The organism is Planococcus beijingensis, from assembly GCF_016820615.1.
In the GTDB taxonomy this organism is placed as follows: domain Bacteria; phylum Bacillota; class Bacilli; order Bacillales_A; family Planococcaceae; genus Planococcus; species Planococcus notacanthi.
Genome location: NZ_JADHDZ010000001.1, coordinates 1224297 through 1245007 on the forward strand (window position 1 = coordinate 1224297; position 20711 = coordinate 1245007).

The 20711-nt window shown below is 42.4% G+C and carries 19 protein-coding genes, 1 pseudogene and 1 other annotated feature; of the genes and pseudogenes, 12 read left to right on the forward strand and 8 right to left on the reverse strand.

The genetic code is table 11. The features are described 5' to 3' along the window. The first annotated feature begins 1 nt into the window (after position 1). From IRE19_RS05850 to lipA, 7 genes and pseudogenes are all read left to right on the forward strand, one after another. Positions 2–769, forward strand: a complete 768-nt coding sequence (locus IRE19_RS05850; RefSeq protein WP_203339616.1) for a thiazole synthase — start codon at positions 2–4, stop codon at positions 767–769. Next, positions 766–1785 carry a thiazole biosynthesis adenylyltransferase ThiF gene (locus IRE19_RS05855; protein WP_203339617.1) on the forward strand — a complete coding sequence of 340 codons (1020 nt, stop codon included), beginning with the start codon at positions 766–768 and terminating at the stop codon, positions 1783–1785. The genes IRE19_RS05850 and IRE19_RS05855 overlap by 4 nt, the downstream gene beginning before the upstream one ends. 95 nt (positions 1786–1880) lie before the next feature. Then, positions 1881–2633, forward strand: coding sequence for a 3-oxoacyl-ACP reductase (locus IRE19_RS05860; RefSeq protein ID WP_203339618.1), 753 nt, complete (start codon positions 1881–1883; stop codon positions 2631–2633). 79 nt (positions 2634–2712) lie between these two features. After that, positions 2713–4020: an LLM class flavin-dependent oxidoreductase gene (locus IRE19_RS05865; RefSeq protein ID WP_203339619.1), complete on the forward strand. Its 1308-nt coding sequence runs from the start codon at positions 2713–2715 to the stop codon at positions 4018–4020. Positions 4021–4054: 34 nt separating this feature from the next. Continuing rightward, a pseudogene (locus tag IRE19_RS05870) lies at positions 4055–4126 on the forward strand (peptide-methionine (S)-S-oxide reductase); the annotation flags it as partial. 38 nt (positions 4127–4164) lie between these two features. Further along, the gene (locus tag IRE19_RS05875; protein ID WP_349291253.1) at positions 4165–4857 is read left to right on the forward strand and encodes a lipoate--protein ligase family protein; all 693 of its coding nucleotides are present in this window, start codon (positions 4165–4167) and stop codon (positions 4855–4857) included. Continuing rightward, positions 4854–5798: a lipoyl synthase gene (lipA, locus tag IRE19_RS05880; RefSeq protein WP_203339620.1), complete on the forward strand. Its 945-nt coding sequence runs from the start codon at positions 4854–4856 to the stop codon at positions 5796–5798. Before IRE19_RS05875 ends, lipA begins: the two co-directional genes overlap by 4 nt. 378 nt (positions 5799–6176) lie before the next feature. Here the strand turns inward: lipA and brnQ are convergent, their stop codons facing one another. The 7 genes from brnQ to pepD form a co-directional block, all read right to left on the reverse strand. Further along, positions 6177–7466, reverse strand: a complete 1290-nt coding sequence (brnQ, locus tag IRE19_RS05885) for a branched-chain amino acid transport system II carrier protein (protein ID WP_203339621.1) — start codon at positions 7464–7466, stop codon at positions 6177–6179. A 118-nt stretch (positions 7467–7584) separates the two neighbouring features. After that, positions 7585–7834, reverse strand: a binding site (T-box leader). Positions 7835–7978: 144 nt separating this feature from the next. After that, positions 7979–8653: an ABC transporter ATP-binding protein gene (locus IRE19_RS05890; RefSeq protein ID WP_203339622.1), complete on the reverse strand. Its 675-nt coding sequence runs from the start codon at positions 8651–8653 to the stop codon at positions 7979–7981. Between the two features lies 1 nt (position 8654). Beyond that, entirely contained in the window at positions 8655–9689 is a 1035-nt protein-coding gene (locus tag IRE19_RS05895) for an ABC transporter permease (protein ID WP_203339623.1), read from the reverse strand. A 178-nt stretch (positions 9690–9867) separates the two neighbouring features. Further along, the gene (locus IRE19_RS05900; protein WP_349291254.1) at positions 9868–10275 is read right to left on the reverse strand and encodes a hypothetical protein; all 408 of its coding nucleotides are present in this window, start codon (positions 10273–10275) and stop codon (positions 9868–9870) included. A 74-nt stretch (positions 10276–10349) separates the two neighbouring features. Further along, positions 10350–11720 carry a sensor histidine kinase gene (locus IRE19_RS05905; RefSeq protein WP_203339624.1) on the reverse strand — a complete coding sequence of 457 codons (1371 nt, stop codon included), beginning with the start codon at positions 11718–11720 and terminating at the stop codon, positions 10350–10352. Then, a complete protein-coding gene (locus IRE19_RS05910; RefSeq protein WP_203339625.1) occupies positions 11717–12391 on the reverse strand; it encodes a response regulator transcription factor in 675 nt (224 codons plus the stop codon). The genes IRE19_RS05905 and IRE19_RS05910 overlap by 4 nt, the downstream gene beginning before the upstream one ends. Positions 12392–13118: 727 nt before the next feature. After that, positions 13119–14582: a beta-Ala-His dipeptidase gene (gene pepD, locus IRE19_RS05915; RefSeq protein WP_203339626.1), complete on the reverse strand. Its 1464-nt coding sequence runs from the start codon at positions 14580–14582 to the stop codon at positions 13119–13121. Between the two features lie 844 nt (positions 14583–15426). Here pepD and IRE19_RS05920 point away from each other — a divergent pair. From IRE19_RS05920 to IRE19_RS05940, 5 genes are all read left to right on the forward strand, one after another. Next, positions 15427–16182: a uracil-DNA glycosylase family protein gene (locus IRE19_RS05920; protein ID WP_203339627.1), complete on the forward strand. Its 756-nt coding sequence runs from the start codon at positions 15427–15429 to the stop codon at positions 16180–16182. Positions 16183–16359: 177 nt separating this feature from the next. Next, the gene (locus tag IRE19_RS05925; protein WP_203339628.1) at positions 16360–17220 is read left to right on the forward strand and encodes a glycerophosphodiester phosphodiesterase; all 861 of its coding nucleotides are present in this window, start codon (positions 16360–16362) and stop codon (positions 17218–17220) included. Positions 17221–17556: 336 nt separating this feature from the next. Beyond that, entirely contained in the window at positions 17557–18414 is an 858-nt protein-coding gene (locus tag IRE19_RS05930; RefSeq protein ID WP_203339629.1) for an SRPBCC family protein, read from the forward strand. Between the two features lie 184 nt (positions 18415–18598). Continuing rightward, a complete protein-coding gene (locus tag IRE19_RS05935; RefSeq protein ID WP_203339630.1) occupies positions 18599–19591 on the forward strand; it encodes an aldo/keto reductase in 993 nt (330 codons plus the stop codon). Positions 19592–19860: 269 nt separating this feature from the next. Beyond that, positions 19861–20364: a hypothetical protein gene (locus IRE19_RS05940; RefSeq protein WP_238943049.1), complete on the forward strand. Its 504-nt coding sequence runs from the start codon at positions 19861–19863 to the stop codon at positions 20362–20364. Positions 20365–20486: 122 nt separating this feature from the next. Here the strand turns inward: IRE19_RS05940 and IRE19_RS05945 are convergent, their stop codons facing one another. Continuing rightward, positions 20487–20645: a hypothetical protein gene (locus IRE19_RS05945; protein WP_203339631.1), complete on the reverse strand. Its 159-nt coding sequence runs from the start codon at positions 20643–20645 to the stop codon at positions 20487–20489. Positions 20646–20711: the final 66 nt, after the last annotated feature.

A 20711-nucleotide genomic window follows, 5' to 3' on the forward strand; every position in this document is an offset into this window, starting at 1 on the left:
CATGTTGAAAATAGGAAATCATGAATTCTCTTCAAGATTGTTATTGGGTACTGGTAAATATCCAGATTTTGATATCCAAAAAGAAGCGGTAGATGTGTCAGGTACGGAGATTCTAACGTTCTCAGTCCGACGGATGGATATATTTGAAGCAAGCCAGCCGAATTTCCTTGAAAATCTGGATGTTTCAAAGTACACCCTACTCCCGAATACAGCCGGTGCCAAGACTGCCGAAGAAGCGGTACGGATTGCAAGACTTGCTAAGTCATCGGGGCTTTGTGACATGATTAAAGTGGAAGTGATCGGTTGCCCCAAAACCTTGCTGCCTGATCCAATTGAAACATTGAAAGCATCAGAAGAGCTATTAAAAGAAGGCTTTACCGTCTTGCCGTATACTTCAGACGATGTTCTGCTGGCAAGACGCCTCGAAGAATTAGGTTGCCACGCTATTATGCCCGGAGCCTCTCCCATAGGCTCTGGCCAAGGAATCATTAACCCATTGAATCTTTCTTTCATCATTGAACAGACAAGTGTTCCTGTTATTGTCGATGCTGGAATCGGAACACCTTCTGATGCTGTTATGGCAATGGAAATGGGAGCTGCTGGAGTCTTGCTGAATACAGCTGTAGCTGGAGCGAAAAATCCGGTGAAAATGGCCAGAGCTATGAGGCTAGCCATCGAAGCAGGAAGACTTGGGTTTGAAGCAGGGCGAATTCCCAAAAAACGGTATGCCACTGCCAGCAGTCCGCTTGAAGGGATGAGTATCGGTTGAATGGACGATACTCACGACAGGAGCTTTTTGCGCCAATCGGGATAGAGGGACAAGAGAAATTGCAGAACAAGCATGTCTTGATAATCGGTGCTGGGGCATTGGGGACTGGAAGTGCCGAAATGTTAGTGCGGGCAGGGATAGGCAAAATCACCATCGCAGATCGGGACTATGTGGAGTGGAGCAATCTTCAGCGCCAGCAGCTTTATACAGAAGAGGAGGCGGAACAGCGGATTCCAAAAGCAGTGGCGGCTAAAAAACGACTAACGGCTATTAATTCTGAAGTGGAAATTTGCTGTCATGTCATGGATGTCTCTGTCGAAGAAATGGAGCAATTGGTGGAAGGCGTTGATCTGATTCTTGATGCCAGCGATAATTTCGATATTCGGATGATTATCAATGATATTTCCCAAAAATATCGGATCCCTTGGATTTACAGTGCGTGTGTTGGAAGTTATGGAATCAGTTATACAATTCTTCCTGGTGAAACTCCGTGTCTGAATTGCTTGTTAGAGAAGATGCCAATGGAAGGCATTACCTGTGATACGGTCGGGATCATCAGCCCTGCTGTCCAAATGGTCCTGTCTTTCCAAATTTCCGAGGCATTAAAAATTCTAGTCGAAGATAGACTTCATTTAAGGAATAAGCTGGTCTCCTTCGATTTATGGGAAAATCAACAATCATCGATCAACGTCGATAAGATGAAAAAAGAGGATTGCCCTTCTTGTGGAGTGGAGCGTTCTTATCCGTACCTTTCTTTCTCAAACCAAACAAAAACTGCCGTTTTATGCGGTAGGGATACGGTTCAGATCCGTCCCTCTCAACCGATAGAAAGAGACTTGGAAAGCTTGGATAAAACCTTGTCCAGACAGCCAGGAAAGATTGCACGTAATCCATTTCTACTTTCTTTCTCAACTGCAGCACATCGTCTTGTTATTTTTAGGGATGGCCGTGTTTTGATTCATGGAACGAAAAGCATTTCTGAAGCTAAAACTTTATACCACCGGTATTTAGGTTAAGGTGCTTTTATCGTACTGTTGATTGAGCCGTGTATTTTTTTATCTATCAGTTTATTATTCCAGTTTAGGAAAATTAAAAATGAGGAGTGGTTGCAATGAACAGAATCGTATTGGTCACAGGTAGCAGCAGAGGGCTGGGAGCCTCTATTGTAAAAACATTAGTACAACGAGGTTTTAAAGTGGTCATCAATTATTACAAGAGCAAAGATGCAGCTGAAGAGCTTGTTTTTGAGCTAGGGAAGAATAATGCGATTGCGATTTGTGCTGATGTTACAAATCGTCAGGAAGTCGAGGCGATGGTAAAAATAGCAACAGAGTATTTTGGTCAAATAGATGTTGTCGTGAATAATGCATTGGTAGATTTTAAATTTGATCCCAACAAACAAAAACCCTTTACTGAACTTGCTTGGGAGGATTATCAAAAACAGTTGGATGGCACTTTAAAGGCGGCATTTAATATAGTACAAAGCGTTATGCCGCAATTTATGGAGCGGCGAAATGGAAGTATTATCAGTATCGGCACCAATTTATATCAAAATCCGGTCGTACCTTACCATGAATATACAACAGCTAAAGCTGGATTGATCGGTTTTACACGCAATATCGCTTCGGAACTGGGACAATACGGCATAAAAGCGAATGTCGTTTCAGGGGGCTTATTGAAAACGACGGATGCCAGTTCTGTCACAACCCCGGAAGTATTCGATTTGATTGCTCAATCAACGCCATTGAAGAAAGTGACGACGCCTGAAGATGTAGCCAATATGGTCGCTTATTTATCTTCAGAAAATGCTGACGGAATTACAGGTCAAAACTTCACAGTAGATGGTGGTTTGACGATGAACTGATAACTTCATATGCACTAGTTAGTTTTGTGAAAAAGACTATTTACATAGTCATTTATGATATAGGAAGGGAAGTGACTAGTTGAAAAAAACTCAAAGGAAACAACTTCATTTAGGTGTTTTATTATATGGATGCGGACACCATCAGGCTGCTTGGTTAATGCCAGATTCAAGTGTTGAACGCATTGGGGACATTTCTTATTACCAATCTCTAGCGCAATTAGCCGAAAAAGGCTGCTTTGATGCCGTGTTCTTTGCTGACAACCATTCATTCCAGGCCAGCGATCCAAATGAAATGCCAGCCTTTTGGCTGGATCCAGTGGTGAATCTAACTGCTATTTCTCAAGTAACACATTATGTGGGATTGGTTTCAACGATTTCAAGCACCTTTTCAAATCCTTTCACTGCTTCAAGGCAATTGTTGAGCCTGGACCATATTACGAAGGGACGGGTTGGATGGAATCTCGTTACCTCGATGAGGGATGAGGAAGCGTTAAACCACAGTATGAGCGAATTGCCTCCCCATGATGAACGGTATGAAAGAGCTGACGAATTCGCCGCTGTCATGCATAAGCTATTTTTATCATGGGACAGTCACGAGGTTTTATACAATCGGGCAGATAAACAATTGATCAATCCTGTAAATATAAATCCTATTAATTTCAAGGGCACCTATTTTAAAGTAAAAGGTCCTTCCACGACACCGAAAAGCCCTCAAGGCAGGCCAGTTGCCATGCAAGCAGGAGCATCTAAACAAGGCATTGCATTGGCTGCGAAATATGCAGATGCCGTCTATTCCGTGTCATGGAACTTAAACCAAGCAAAAAAGTACCGTAAAAAGCTAGATGAACAAATTAAGCAAAACGGAGCCTGTGATCGGCACATTAAGGTATTCCCCGGCTTAGTCACTTATGTAGGGCGTACTCACGAGGAAGCACTGGCCAAAAAAGCTGCGTTAGATGAAAAATTACCTGTAGAAACAGCTTTGAAACAGCTAAGTTTCTTTCTTCAGCAAGATTGTTCACATTGGGAAATTGATCTAAAAGTGCCTGCATTGCCTTCTATAGCAGAATTTAAGGGTCCGGTTGGCCGATACGAAACGGTACTTGAAATCATTAAGGATACCCGGCCTACCGTAAAAGAACTATTAGGATACCTTAATGCAGGCGGCGGCCATTTTACACTGATTGGCACTCCTGAAGAAATTGTTGATCAGATGGAGGTTTGGTTCGAGACAGGTGTGGCTGATGGGTTCAATTTGATGCCTCCTACATTACCAGGCAGTTTAAAAGATTTTGTTGAACTCATTGTTCCTGAAATGCAAAAAAGAGAGATTTTCAGAAAGCAATATAAAGGGCATACCTTACGCGACCATTTAGGATTATCATAGTTAACAGAGCTTAAAAACAAATGGGAGGCCAATTATGGAAGTAATCTATTTAGCAGGTGGATGTTTATGGGGAGTTGAGGCTTTTATAAAAACTATACCTGGCGTCAACTAAGACTTTATAATTGGGAACCAGCAGGAATCTCAGTGGGATTTTTTCAAAAAATAGAAGGGGCTATCAATATTGAAAATGCTATTGAATGTGGCATTCCAATTGTGCGCAGGCAAACGGGGGGGGGGAAGGCAGTTCTTCATGATAAAGAACTTACCTACAGTATCCTTATCTCAGAAGCACATCCAGCCATGTCGAAATCGGTAAAAGATGCTTATTTAACCCTTTCTCAAGGATTACTTGAAGGATACCGCAATTTAGGGATCGAAGCGAAATTCGCGTTACCGAAAAGCAAGAGTATTTCTAAATCAGCCGTTTGTTTTGAAGAGCCATCCTGGTATGAACTAACGGTAGATGAGAAGAAAGCAGCTGGTAGTGTTCAAATGCGAAAAAGGGGTGTAATTCTCCAACATGGTTCAGTTCCGTTAACTATAGACAAAGAATTGCTATTTGATTTATTTGTCTACCCAAATGAACACTCAAAAGAAAAGGCTCGCAATGCATTTCAAAACAGAGCTATCGCCATTAACGACATATTACCAAATCCGATTGGTATGGAAAAGGCGAAAACTGCTTTCCAAGCTGGTTTTGAAAAGGGATTGGACATTCATTTAGAGAAGTTTGATCCGCCGAGTGACCTTTTGAATGAAGTCTTTGAATTGGAGAAAAAATACACGAGCAAGGAATGGAATTTCCTGCGAGAAGAAAAGAGAGGATTTTTACTATGACGAAATCGAAAGAGCATATTCGAAAACCTGAATGGTTAAAGGTTAAGCTGAATACTAATAAGACCTATAATGATTTAAAAAAGTTAATGCGAGAGAAAAAACTGAATACTGTTTGTGAGGAAGCGAAGTGTCCTAATATACATGAATGCTGGAGCGAACGACGGACCGCTACTTTTATGATTTTAGGCGATACTTGTACACGAGCGTGTCGCTTCTGTGCAGTAAAAACAGGACTTCCAAATGAACTCGATTGGGGAGAGCCGGAACGAGTTGCAGAGTCGACCGAAATTATGGAATTAAAGCATGTAGTTGTAACAGCCGTTGCACGAGATGATTTAAATGACGGCGGGGCAGCTGTATTTGCAGAAACAGTACGAGCTATTCGAAGAAGAATGCCTGGCACAACCATTGAGGTCTTGCCTTCAGATATGAAAGGGGACTATGAGAGTTTACATACACTGATGGATAGTCAACCTGATATTTTTAATCATAATATTGAAACTGTACGTCGGCTTACCAAACGTGTACGAGCCAAAGCTACTTATGACCGTTCATTAGAGTTATTGGCCCGGGTAAAAGAAATCGCTCCACATGTACCAACCAAATCTAGCTTGATGGTTGGCCTGGGAGAAACAAAAGAAGAAATTTTACAAGCAATGGATGATCTTTTAAAGCACAATGTGGATATAATGACAATCGGCCAATATCTACAACCCACTCGAAAACATTTGAATGTAGAGCGGTACTATCATCCGGATGAATTCGAAGAATTAAAGAAAGTTGCGCTTGATAAAGGCTTTAAACACTGTGAAGCTGGTCCCATGGTACGTTCATCTTACCATGCAGATGAACAAGTCAGTGAAACTGCTATACAACGCCGGATTAAGTATTTAAAAGGTTATGAGTCGCAAGGGGACAAGCTTGAATACGTAAAGTTCTAATCTTTACCGTAACAAGAGGAGAATATTCAGATTTTGTCAATCATGAATTGTTTAAAGAATTTGATTCCCCATTTGATTAGTCAGTAAATATTTATTTTGTATTTATATTAGGTAGGGGTAATAGAAAATCCTAAACCATAAATAATAAGTAAAGGCTCACTATAGACTATAGTGAGCCTTTACAGTTGCCAAGAACCAATCTCCGCGATGTAAAATATTTTGGGAATGCTACCAAGGACTCGAGTATGCCAGTTAGATTGCATTATAAGGGCGTATGTCAAAGAAGTTTATAGGAAGACAATCAGGCAATTAAAAGCAAAATAACCACTAAGTAAACACTGCTTAGTGGTTAGAAGTCAATTTTGTTCAAGTCTAGATTTATCCTTTAATCCTATCAATACTATAGCCAATAACGGCAGACAGTAATGAGGGGATAGCCCAACCTAGTCCCAGATCAAAAAATGGAGATACCTCAAGCAACCTAGCTAAAAATTCAAGTTGATAGCCGAGGCTGGTTAAGACTTGATATAACGCATAAACGGAGGTCGCGGCTACCGAAAGCCGGAACATCATCTGGCTTTTTCCTGCAATATATTCGAATAAAGAAAGAATGATCAGGACAATGGCAATTGGATAGATAAAAACCAATAAAGGAATTGCCAATTCCAAAATCATATTCAATCCCAAATTAGATACCAGCAAGCCGATCAAAACGAAAATAGCAACGTAGGAAGAATAAGATAACTTCGGATAAATCTCGTTGAAGAATCTCGAACAGGCATTGATCAAACCGACACAGGTCGTGAAACATGCGAGGATGACAATCGAACCGAACAGAAAACCGCCGCCGGTTGCGAACAAGAGGCTAGCTGCTGAAGTTAAAATCTCGGCGCCATTTTCGAAGCCGTTCTCGTTTGGAATGACCCGTCCAATCCAGCCCAGAGAAAAGTAAACCACGGCCAGCCCAAGACCAGCGATGAGAGCAGCTCCAAATGTGCCTTTTACAAGTTCCCTTTTGGAAGTTGCTCCTTTATCTTTCAGGGCATTGATTACGACGATTCCAAACGCCAGAGCTGCGACCGCATCCATCGTGAAATATCCTTCCAGGATTCCAGTGATCAAGGGAGATGATGCATACTTTCCAGCAGCGGACGAAGCGACATTATCGAATGTAAAGAAAGCTCGGATGACAAGCACAGCTAAAACAAGCAATAAAAGTGGCGTCAGATATTGTCCAATGCGGTCCACGATTTTTTTTGGATTTAAACTGATTAAATAAGTAATACCGAAAAATACCAGAGAGAATGCAGCGAGCGCAAATCCGCCATCAACATGAAAGACTTGTTTGAAGCCCAATTCATAAGCGACGCTGGCAGCTCGAGGTATCCCGTAGAAAGCGCCAATCGAGAGATAGATGATAATGGCAAAGACCATTCCGAAGACAGGATGCACCCGGTTCCCCATGGAGATTAATCCATTATCAGACAAGGCCACGGCCATAATGGCCATAAATGGCAGTAGGACACCTGTAATGATAAAGCCCATAATTGCTGGTCCAAAGCTGCTTCCGGATTCCAAACCGAGAAGAGGGGGGAAGATCAGATTTCCAGCCCCGAAAAATAAAGAAAAAAGCATAAATCCTGCAAATACGACATTGGTTCGATTCATCATAATTCCTCCTGAATTTTAGTTGCATATTTGTAGCTGTTACAGCCTCAAAACAACTGTGACTGCTGCTTTTTTATCGCCATACTCAATTTTTCGCATAAAAAAACCCGTCCCTTAAAAAAGGGACGAGTCTAGCTCGCGATACCACCCATATTCCGCAAGTTCCATACAAAAGAAACATTCCGGCGCTTAGTCGACGTACAATCATACGTCTTCCCGATAACGGAGGAAATCCGGCAAATCTTACTGTTTTCAGCTTTGCATCTCGGAGATGATTTTCGGATAAGGTCTGTCCATCGGTTTTCACCAAGCGCCGACTCTCTGAGGAACAGTTATCTTTTCTTACTCTTTCTCGTCATTGATTCTTATTTATACAACTTAACTTAACAAATGCTAATCGGAAAAGTCAATCTACTTTATTGGTTCGAGATGGATTAGTTTCTAATCTTTTGGTTCTCCTACTATACTGTTGCAACTGCTTAAGTGGGAAATTAAAAGAATAGCGCTTCACGTCACTCGGCCAAACCATCTTTCATTGTAATGACGTGGTCGGCATACGCCAGCATCTCCTCGTCATGCGTTACCATCAACGTGGTGATGTTCAAGGTTTTCGTTAAATTGCGGATCAGTTCCATGACATCTTTTGACCGTTTTGAATCCAGGCTGGCCGTCGGTTCGTCCGCAAAAAGCATTTGAGGCTTGTGGATGATGGCCCGGGCAATCGCTACCCGTTGTCTTTCACCGCCGGATAAGGACGCGGGATACGCCGATTGTCGGTGTTCCATGCCGATCAGTTTCAGGATATCGGCAATTTCCTTTTTTTGCTGCACTTTTTTTAATGTCGATTCCGATACTTCGAGCATCAGAGCCAGCTGTTCTTCTACAGTAAGAAAAGGGACGAGGTGCGCTGACTGAAAGACAAAGCCAAAGTCATGAGCCCTGATTCTTCGAATTTGCTCCTGGTTCATACCAGTCATATTCTGTCCATTGAACAAAATCTTCCCGTCTGAAGCCGGCTGGAGCCCAGCTGCGATTGTCAACAACGTGCTTTTACCGGATCCGGAAGCGCCGACAAGTGCGGTAATCTCGCCTTGCTGCAACGTCAGGTCAATCCCTTTTAATATTTCTTCTTCCACTTCTCCGGTTGTAAATGTTTTTCTCAGCTTATTGATCGTGAAAATGGTCATGTTACACCTCTCCTTGTTGAATCGCCTGAAGCGGTTCGACTTTTTTAATTTGGATGCCTGACAGGGTAGCGCCGACAAAGCCGATGACGAGGAATACGATGGACAATTGGACCGTGGTCACTGCGGTTAAGCTGAACGGCATGCCGTCCGGTGCGATAAAGTTGAAACTTTGGCTGAGCGCAATCGACAACGCCAGTGCAATGACGGTGATAAAGAGCATCTGCGTCCACATCATTTGGAACAAGGTACTCGTCTTCACGCCGATTGCTTTAAGAATTCCATACAAGCCGATTTTTTGGACGTTCATCATGTAGAAGAATATGGCGAACAACAATCCGCTGATCACAACGAGAAACCAGACAATCATGTTGAGAGATAATTGTTCTGCACTGTAGCTGGGAATCGTATTGAGGAACTCGCTGTTGGAAAACGATTGCAGCTCTTCGATGACTGGAGGTTCGTCTCCATCTGGAATAAATATCAATTGCATTTCATTTACCCGGTACATCTCTTTGTAGTTTTCCATATTGATGAAAGCGACTGGGGCGTGGCTGTACTTTTGCTGATCGACGAATCCCTTCACGACAAATTCGCCGCTGAATTGATTGTTGGTCAACGTATCACCGACTTTTAATCCTTCATCTTCCAAAGAACGGTCCAGGATAATTTCGCCTGCTTGGACGTTTTCAAACAACTCCGAGTCCGTTGAAGTGACAAACGCGACACTGCGCTGTTTGTCTGCTTCGTCATTCAAGAACCCCATTTGAATGGACAGCGCTGCAGCACCCTCCTGTTCCTTTAAGACCGCTTCCTGGGTATTAGGGTCGATCAGCGAAAGATTATACGTTTCTTCCGCGTCTTTATCCATATAGAATTGCCCTTCCGGCAAATCTTTGATTAATGCGGCATTGTCCTGGGACAACCCGTTCGCAAGACCCGAAATAATGAATGTCAAAAAACTGACGAGGAATACGATTGAGCCCAGAATCATAAATTTTACTTTGCTTTTTTTAATTTCTTTCCATGCAATGTTCATCTGTAAGCCTCCAATTTCTTTAATAACCTCAGTTTAAAGGGCTTAGATGAACGGAAGATGAACGAGCGGTTACAATTCGAAAAAAATCAAAAAAGAAAACGGCTCATGACTGGAAAACGATAGAAGTGATAGACAAAAGAAACCAACCGCACATGATTTCTGCGCGGTTGGCTTCTACTTAGTTTTCTTCTTTTGTTTGTATCCAGAATGTCGTAAAGAAAAACAGGATGAAACTGAGCAGCAAGATGGAACCGCCGATAATGTAAACCAGCAAAGTCACCATGTCAGGCAAAGGGAAGGGCTTCAAAAACTCCAACCACATGCCACTGGTCAACCCGATTGTTCCAATAAGTGCCGTGTACATATGAAGCGCGGCCAGTTTCTGGGCGCGGATGTAGAAGAGGCGATAATAAACACCCCAAGAAAATAAGCTGAGCCAACCCACCACTAAAATATGTGCGTGAATCGGACGCTGGTGATAAGAACCGGCACCTGCCATGTGTGCACCCATGGCAGCACCGATCAAACAGAATATGGCAGCTGCCCGGATCAGCCACAAACTCCAGGTCAATTGTTGTTTCATCATTCATCCCCCTAACTGAAATCTATTCGTATGTTTTCAGTTTAGGGGGACTGCATGAACAGAAGGTGAACGGCATATTACAAGAGAGGGAGATGTACCTGTACGGTTGTGCCAATTTTAGGCGTGCTTTTAATGTCAATTGTTCCTTTGTGCAATTCGACAATCTCCTTTACGATGGCCAATCCCAAACCCGATCCTTTTAGTGAACGCACCCGTGCCTGATCTGCCCGGTAAAAGCGATCAAATACAAGGGCCGCTTCGTCCGCAGTCATGCCGATCCCTTCATCGCGTATTTCCAGTGTCATTTCGCATTGGGTAGAACTTAAACGGATTTCAATGGCGCCTCCCGGCTCGCTGTATTTGATCGCATTGGTCATTAAATTCTCCCAGACTGTTTGAAGAAGGACGGCATTTCCCTTCACCTTTACAGATGCCAATTGGGCTGAAATACCAAGCTCTTTTTCGTCAAACGCGTAGCGCAAATGGGACAGGATGTCCCGTACTTGCTGGTCGATGGAAATCTCTTCAGTGAGCTCCTGCACTTCTTTATCAAAGGATGCCAACGTGAGCAGTTGATTGGTCAATAGCGATAAATGCGTCGTTTCTTCCTGGATGATTTCCGCATATTTCTTCTTCTCTTCTTCGCTGTTTCCGCTCTGTTGGAGAAGGGATAAATAGCTTTGAATGGTATGAAGAGGGGATTGGATGTCATGTGACACATTGTGCACGAACTCTTTGCGTTTTAATATGGATTGTTCAACTCGCATACGCATGGTAACAAACTGATCGGCCAACCGCCCAATTTCATCTTTTCGATGGATGGAAAGGGGGACGTCAAAGGTTTCCGTGCCCATCTTTTCCGTTGCTTCCGTTAATTTGGTAATCGGCTGGATCAATAAGCGTGCCACCAGCAGCATGCCGATAAAACTCAAAATAATGATGCCGACGGCCAATCCGCCGAATAAGAGATGAAGTTCCTGAAAAAGAAGCTTTATATCCGGACGCAAAAAGAGTGCATGGTTTTCGCCATTCAATTCCAACGGCATACCGATGGAATTTTCCAGCTCGTTGGCGAAGAATCCGGTGACGAAAGTTTCCCGTGGGAAATCTCGTATCCCGTTAAAGACATTTCCCTGAAGAACATTCTGAATGTCCGCTTCATCAATCGTTTCGTCCCGGAACTCCCCGCCATAACGATTCACAGTGTTGCCATCTGTGATATACAGCTGGTAACCGGCATCGCCCAACATCTTAAATGTGGCTTCGATTTGATCCGGTGGTACACCTTCGACGTACTCGATAATCGAAGACGCGATGACCAGGTTTTTGTCGTTATTCTCTGTTTTCAAGTACTGGTGGTAATAGGTGTTCATCGCAAAGAAGGAGATGATGCTGCTGACAAGCATCGTCGCAAAAGTGAACCAGATGAATTTGACATAAAGGCTCATGGATTCACCTCGAGTTTATAGCCCACGCCGCGTACCGTGACAATCTGTACATCCGGAGCAAAACGCTCTAGACGCTGACGAAGCCGTTTGATGTGAACGTTTATGGTCTGTTCATCCCCTTGGAAATCAATGCCCCAAACACGCTCAATTATCAGGTCTCGACTCAATACTTGTCTTGGTTTGGAGGCGAGCAATGTCAGCAATTCAAATTCCTTGAGTGGAATGAGTAAAATCCCTTGATCCGATCGGACTTCGTAACTTTTGAAATCAATGGTCAAAGAACCTATGGTCAATGTGTCTTCCGCGGGATGTTCGTATCTCCGCAAGATAGCTTTGACCCGGTACAGCAGCTCTTTCGATTCAAAAGGTTTAACCAAATAATCGTCAGAACCGGCTAAGAATCCGCGCTCTTTATCTTCAATATGATGCCGAGCTGTTAGCAAGATGACTGGAAGATCAAAGTCTTTCCGCAATATTTGTGTGAGTTCAAATCCGTCAATGCCCGGCATCATGACATCCACCACCGCTAAATCTACGCTCGTGGATTTTAAGCAGGATAAAGCTTGTTCTCCTGAATCGGCTTCAATTACTTCATAACCAATTTGGCGAAGTTCGGCTGAAACGAAATTCAGCATATGTAAATCGTCATCTACCGCGAGTATCCGTATCATGTAAGTCCTCCTCATGCACATTCCATAAATAGACTATAAAGCTTACCAAACAAAGAGGCAATCAATGAGTGGATAAGTAACTGCCTCAACAGTATTCCAAGAAAGACTACCTCCACTTCCATTTAGTTAACACATGGGCAATTATCGGAAGTCCCTTGCTTCAAAGGGGCAGAAAAAGTTATGCTTTCTCAAAGAGCAGGTTCTCTCCTGCATAAACAACTGCATGATTCCTTTTAGTTTGTTATTTATAAATAAACCTCCACTTTTGAACAATTTTACTATTATGGATGACAATGGATTCCTTAAGATAAGTGGTTTGCAAAAAAATTTAAACATCTATATTGTTAGTGCGCAGAAGGATTAGGAGCAGTGGGCAGCGCTTCGCTGATTGAGGGTAGAGCATATCCCAGACCTGGAGTCTTCTGAAATACTGGGGCAGGTACAATTTTGAAAAGAAATAGAGCATCTCTGTAAAGGATAGGCCCATGAAATACCCTCTTTTTTAAGTGGCCTGAGTGTGCCGACAGAGGTAAAAGTAGAAACCCCAGTAAGCTAGAAGATAGGACAAATGCGAACATCATGAAGAGGACCGGTTCAGCAAGACTGATAAAATCGCTGCTAATAAGAAGAAAGCAGAGCTATCTCCGTCTAAAAAGACACGAAAAAGCAGCCATGAGGGCTGCTTTTTAGCATTCTATAGCTATGAATAAGTTGTTAGATCATTCATTTATATATGCTTAACAACTTCTTTAAAGAATCTCCAGAAATTTTGGACAGAAGAAATAGAGAGGTGTTCTCCTGGCATATGTAAATTTTTGGATGTCGGTCCAGCTGCAATCATATCCATCGGGCGGTTTGTTTTTTTGGCAAACACACCACATTCAAGACCGGCATGCAAAATGAAGAATTCAGGTGCTTTGCCGAACATTTCCTGGTAGACCTTGTGAAAGACTTTTTTCACCTCTGAAGAAGGGTTGTATTCCCACTCGGGACAATCCGACATTATATGGACGGTCCCGCCCACACATTCAGCCAAATAGGCGATCTGATTGTACATCTCTCTGTAAGCACTTTCCAAAGAACTTCTTGTCATCATCTGGATGACCGCAGTCTCTTTCTCTAAGTGGATTGTGCCCAAGTTGACCGAACTCTCAACAGCACCAGCGATTTCCGCATCCATTCGGACTATTCCACTGTAACAGAGATAAAGAAAGTCCAAGAGTCTTTTCTTAGATAAATCAGATAGCAAATTGTCCGAGCCGTCCAGGCATTCTTGAACTGTGATTTCCATATCGGGTTCTGTCACCCTGTATTCGTTTTTATAGGTTGTTCGGTAGGACAGAACTGTCTCGATTACTTTTTGTTTCTCTTGAGCGTTCACGAAAATTACCGCTTCTGTTTCCCGCGGGATTGCATTATAATGAATGCCGCCGCTTATGTCTCCAAGCATGTAGTTTAATTCATGGTTGAGTGACACCAAGGTTCTCACCATCAGCTTGTTGGAATTGACCCGTCCCCGGTGTATGTCCTCTCCGGAATGACCGCCTGTCAACCCGCGGATGCTTATATTCAATGCTGTCATTCCGTTTGGAACAATGGTTGTTCTCTCCAACGGGATCTCGATTCTGACGACTGGGCCTCCTGCACAGCCAACAACAAATTTCCCTTCCTCATTGGCATCCAAGTTAATCAGCACATCGCCTTCCATCGTTGCCATGTCAAAGTGTTCGGCGCCGACGAGTCCCCTTTCTTCATCACTAGTGCATATTAATTCCACATTCGGATGCTTTGCATCTTTATCAGCCAAGAGGGCCAATGCAAGTGCAACTCCTATTCCATCGTCTGCGCCCAGCGTTGTTTCCTTTGCGATAATTCGGTCTTCCTCGATTTCGATTTTTATCGGGTCGGTGTCAAAATCGTGCACAGTCTCTTTATCCTTTTCGCACACCATATCTGTATGAGCTTGCAATATGATGGTTGGTCTTGATTCGTATCCTTTTGTAGCAGGTTTTTTAATGACGATGTTCAATTTTTCGTCCTTCCACCAATCAAATCCGTGTTGCTCGGCAAAACTAATCAAGTAAGCTACCACATTTTCTTCTTTTCCAGAACAACGCGGGATTCTGGTCAAGTCTTCGAAGTACCGAAAAACTTCTTTAGGTTCTATGCTTTCTAATAATCTGTTACTCATGAAATAACTCCTCCTTCTTTTAACCAATCAAAATGATCACTCCAAATAAAACTATTATAATCCCAATAAAAAAGGAAGAAGTTCCAGGCGAACTCTATCCAAATGGGGTAGGAGGCTTGTCGTTATTAGTTCCCTAATAAATATGGAAATTTCTAGGGAAATTAAGGATAATAGGGCATTAGATGCGCACTGGTTGCATTTTTACATTCTTCTCTTGGTACACTAACCACTGGCCTATAATTCTCATGGGTATAGAGGCGAGATACGAACTGGACGAGAAGAACAGAAAAATTAAAATGAAAAACCAGAAAAATATTTAAGCTTGATTAAGGAAATAGTGGGTGGACGAATTCTCCGACACTGTCTAGGCAACGCCAGTCATGCACTCATTTGGCTCTCAAATTAAATTTGCGAAATGCAAGATTTTCTCATGCCTGCTGAAGTTTAACAGCTACTGTTGTTTTCTCACATGAATCGTAGCATATGCAAGGGAGTTTCGCAAAATTGCTTTTTCAAAAATAGATTCATTGAGTCCTGTTGTTTTTCCAAGAAAATTAAGAAGAACTATAGACTGATATAAGGAAAATTTAATAGGAATCTCTGTTGGTAATCATTATAAGGTGATGAAGAAATATTAGATCTGATGTGCTAATGCGTCGTTGAGGTAGCAGTACTAATAAATGTATGTAATAGTTTAAGGTGAGAAGGTTAACTTCGTAATAATTTTTAGTCATAAGTAACTGAAAAAGGGAGCCCACTGTGGCAGAAGAGCTGGGCTATCACGTTATAGATTACAACATAATAAAAGGCAAAAATTAATTCAATAAAAAGGAGCACTACATCCATGGCAATCGCTAAATATGCAAAGTTTCAGCAGTACAAAAAATTGATTCAATCCATGCCATCGACCTATACAGAAGAGGCATTGATCGACGAGAAATTTCTTCTTGAACGAGACGATAAGAAAAAGCTGGAGATTTACTACGCTCCTTTTGAATATGTAAACGAAGGGGCGAAAGTCGTCATTGTTGGCATTACGCCTGGCATGCATCAGATGAAAAAGTCCTTTTCGACTGTAATTGAGGCGGCTGGAACAGAAAGTGATAACGAAGAAATTCTTCGCCAAGTGAAGAATAACTCCAGTTTTGAAGGGACCATGAGAAAGAACCTGGTCAAGATGTTGGATGAACTCGGCTTAAATGAGCATCTTGGCTTATTCTCAAGCATTGAGTTGTTTGAAGAGTCTAGCCACCTGGTTCATACGACTTCGGTTCTCGCTTATCCTGTATTTTATAACGGAAAAAATTACAGCGGATCGACGCCGAACCTGCTGAAAAATGATATGTTGAAGAAATACATTACGGAAAACTTTGCGACAGAATTGGAAAACCTGCAGGATGCGTTAATCATTCCATTAGGCGTCAACGTTTCGAATGCTCTTCAATATCTGTCGGAACAAGGGATGGTTGCACCGGGAAATATCCTTTCGGGCTTCCCGCATCCATCGGGCGGCAATGGCCATCGCCATAGACAATTTGCTGAAAACAAAGCTGCCATGGAAGAAAAGCTGAACGATCATTTTATTCGTGAAAAGCAGTGAAATAGCCAGCTGAACTATTTATAGGTAAAGGAAAAGGACTTATGCAAGTCCTTTTTTTTTTGGCTAAAAAATATTTCCGTTAATTTACATTTACTTAACCTTTCTTAATGCTCTATTCATACCTGCAATACATTCACTGCTTATGCTTGAGTTATCCAATACATAAGGAGTGGTTGAATGAAACGAATCGTTACCCTATTGGCAGCAAGCTTGGCGTTGACAGCATTTACAGGATCAGCACTTGGTGCCGAACAGGGAGAAGCAGGCAAGGTGTTAACCAAACAGCAGCAGCAAAAGATGGTGAATATTGCGCATCGTGGAGCTTCAGGACATGCACCTGAGAATACGATGGAAGCTTTTCAAAAAGGCGTTGAAATGAAATCGGACTATATTGAAATTGATGTCCAGATGACAAAGGATGGGGAGCTCATTGTCATTCACGATACGACTGTAGATCGTACAACCGATGGAACGGGCAAAGTCGGCGACTTAACGTTGGAGGAATTTGAGCAGTTGGATGCCGGCAGCTGGTTCAGTGAAGCTTATGCGGGTGAAGAGGTTCCGACTTTTGAAGAAGTGTTGGATGCATTCCGCGGGAAAACGGGCATTTTAATCGAATTGAAGGCACCGGAACTTTATCCGGGAGTGGAAGAGAAAATTGCGGATGCATTGATCGAACGAAATATGAGTAAGCCGAATAACAACAAAATCATCATCCAATCCTTCAATCACGAATCCATGAAAAAATCGAAAGAGCTGTTGCCGAATCTCTCCCATGGCGTTTTGACAGGAGGCAGTTGGGCGAATGTAACCGAAGAGCAATTAGCTCAATTTGCGGCTTACGCTGATTACTTTAATCCAACAATGAACATCGTCACGCACGAATTGGTGAGTGATGTCCATGAAGCGGGGATGGATATTTTTCCGTACACTTCAAGAACGCAAGAACAAGCATGGCGGCTATTCGATTTGAATGTCGATGGAATCATTACTGATTTTCCGGAGCATGTTTATTCTCATCCCGTGAAAAACTCATAATTTAATAAATACACAAAGCACCCCAATCCATAAGAAGCTCAGCTGCCACTTTGAACTTCTTCGACTGGGGTGTTTATTATTGTTGTTAAGGCTTTTCCTTGTTTGCGTATTTCCCTATAAGAAGTAAGCATGTGAATGATCTTCTCATATTTTATAAAATAGTATAGGATATGAGCTCTTGGGAGAATAGTCTGTAAATTGTGAATTCTTAGATGTATAATTGAGTATACAGAATGAAATCGGGTAATCGTTCAATAGATGATTAAAAATTACTGAAAAAAGAATGTTGTACAAAATTCAGAGGGGTAACTCTCAACGGAAAGAAGGGAGAAAATTATGATTAAAATCCGGCTTGAAAGAGATTTTAATGTCGCTCCAGAATTGCTTTGGGAACTTGTGGTTGATCCGGATCATTATCGTTTTTGGACAGAAGCCTTCTCTGAAGGCTCCACCTTTTACGGGGAATGGACAAAGGGCAGCAAGATTCGTTTTGTGGGGGAAGATGAAAATGGGCTGGAAAGTGGAATGATATCGGAAATTGCAGAAAGCCGATGGCCAGAGTTTATTTCAATCAAGCACGCGGGCTTGGTGATGGGGGGTGTCGATGACTATGATTCTCCTGCGGCTCGGGAATGGACGCCAGCCCTCGAGAATTATACATTCACCTCAAAGGAAGACGGTACGTGTACTTTTGAAGTAGAGCAGGATGTGCCGGAAGAAGAGGCTGAAGAGTTTAAAGCTAACTGGGAAAATTCTTTTGACCGCATGGCGATTCGGCTCCAAACCAGTGGAGATGTAGGAAAAGTGATCACCCTTCGTGAAAAGTCGAGCCAACGTCCCGAGGAGATTTGGGAAAAGCTTGTCACGCCTGAAAAAGTAAAGTCGTGGAATTACGCCAGCGAGGATTGGCATTGTCCGAACGCTGAAAATACATTAGCGATTGGAGGCGAATTCCACTACGAAATGGCTGCTAAGGACGGCAGTGAATCTTTTGATTTTGGGGGCACCTACACAGACATTGAACCTCCTGAAAAATTGTATTTTGCGTTGGGTGACGGGCGCAAGGTACGGATCGATATCTTTGAGAAGCCTGATGGCTGTTTGATCGAAGAACGCTTTGAAGCCGAACAGCAAAACAATTTGCATCTTCAGCGCCAAGGATGGCAAAGCATTCTGAAGAACTTGGCCGGCTAATATAAAGCAGATGCACCTAAAAAAAGATCAGTGAACTTTTGGAATGGACCTTGTAAAGCAAAAGCTACAGGGTCCATTTTAACTGGTGAATTGCTACAGCATTGTCCCAGTTTATCCAATTTCCAGACGGGTAGATACTTATAGATGCATTCACAAAATCTATCTATTAAAGAGGTGCTCACTCATGAAAAACGAAATCATCATAAAAAACAAATTGGGTCTAGGTACAGCGCCGCTCGGCAATATGTTCAGAGCGGTACCGGAAGATGAAGCGATGAAGACAATCCAGTCCGCCTGGGAAGAAGGCATCCGGTATTTTGATACGGCGCCGTTTTACGGAGCTGGATTGGCTGAGCTTAGACTTGGAGAAGTGTTGTCTTCCTATAAACGGGATGACTTCCTGCTGAGTTCAAAAGTCGGCCGGATTATACTGGACGAAGAGGAAGAAAAAGAAGGGTTGTTCGAACATGGCCGCAAGAACAAAATACAAACGGATTATACAGAACAAGGGACGCTCCGGTCGATTGAAGACAGCCTGAAACGCCTGAAAACAGATCGCTTGGACATGGTCTTTGTGCATGACCTGTCACCGGATTTTCTTGGGGATGAATGGATTACAAAATTTGATGAAGCACGGAAAGGTGCCTTTAAAGTGCTGGACCGCCTCAGAGACGAAGGGATCATCAAGGCGTGGGGCCTCGGTGTCAACACGACAACACCGATCGAAGTGGCGCTTGAGTTGGAGGAGGCCCATCCGGATTTGAGCTTGTCCGCAACGCAGTACACACTGCTTCAGCATGAACGTGCACTTGAGCGAATGATGCGGCTGGCGCTTGAAAAAGAAGGCGGACTTGTCATCGGATCGGCCTTCAACTCCGGTGCCTTGCTCGGAGGAGACTATTTTGATTACCAGGAAATTTCGCCTGACATCCAGAAGAGAGTCAACCACTTTAATGATGTGGCCAATAATCATAATGTGAACTTAAAAGATGCAGCACTTCAATTTTCGACAGCGCATCCGGCAGTGAAGGCGGTAGTAACAGGTTCAACACGGCCAGATCGCATCAAAGAAGACCTGCAAGCTATGAAGGCGGAGATTCCAGCTGCTTTTTGGGAAGAACTTATGGAAACCGGACTCGTTTCTTCTAAAGCGGTTTTGCCGGGAAGTAAGATGTAAATTAAGTGGAAGTAGCAGCAGCAAAAAGGTTTCGGTTTAATAGCCGGAACTTTTTTTGTGCTTATTTTTAAATGTGTACACCATATTATTTTTCGGGAAGAGCGAAACTGCGCTTTTTAGAATTTACTATCTAAGAAATAAAATGAATAGTGTTCGATAAATTAGAAAATACTGGATTCTAATATAATGAATGTTAAAATATAAATAAATAATTTCAAATAATCTGTCTTTCAAACTCATACTTTTAAATAAAGGAGGTAAGCACTACCATGATGCTATTGGAATTAATATTAGTTTTGCTTATGATTACATTGGCGCTTTTTATACATGAAATGGGTCATGCACTGGCTTTAATAATGAGCGTTAAGAAAGCAAAAGCGGAAGTTTATGTGGGTTCGTCCAGCAAAGAGAAAAAACTGAGGTTTCGGATCGGGAGAATTACTTGTTATGTAAACATTGCCATTTCAGGAGTCTGTTACTCAGTGGTTCCGGAAGAGCTACCGCCAACTACTTTTAAACAACAAGCTATTTTTCTTGTAGGTGGACCGATTGCTTCAATCCTTAGTTTTATAGCCTTGTATTTAGTCTCAACTTTAATATCTGGTGTAATAGGCGCTATCATAACTGGAATTGCGTTCATTTGTTTAATTGCATTCATCATGACGTTAATGCCTATCACTTATCCTGCATTTTTAGGTGGACTTCCAAGTGATGGATTGCAGCTTTTAACTATCTTTAAAGAGAATAGAAAACAACGTAAAGCGGTTTTGTAAGATGTAGTCTTTAGTATACATAGCAGTGCATAATCCATATAAACTGATTTTAGAGGGGCACGGTTTAATCTAAAGGGCATTTAAATGAAGATAATTCAAAGTGGATGTTTTTTCTTTTGAGTTTATTCGCCCTTCGGCTCGACTGCTTTTCGGGTAAGGTATCCACAAGTAATTCCGCCGATGAAGAGGGCCATTCCACCGAAATCCATATCTTGAATAATCGCGCCGATAATAGACCAGGTAAGCATGACTGCAAGAATTAAAATGATCAGGTATTTCATTTTCACAACTCCTATTCATATTTAAATTACCATTTTTTTATCATATCATACTTTCAAAACCAATTA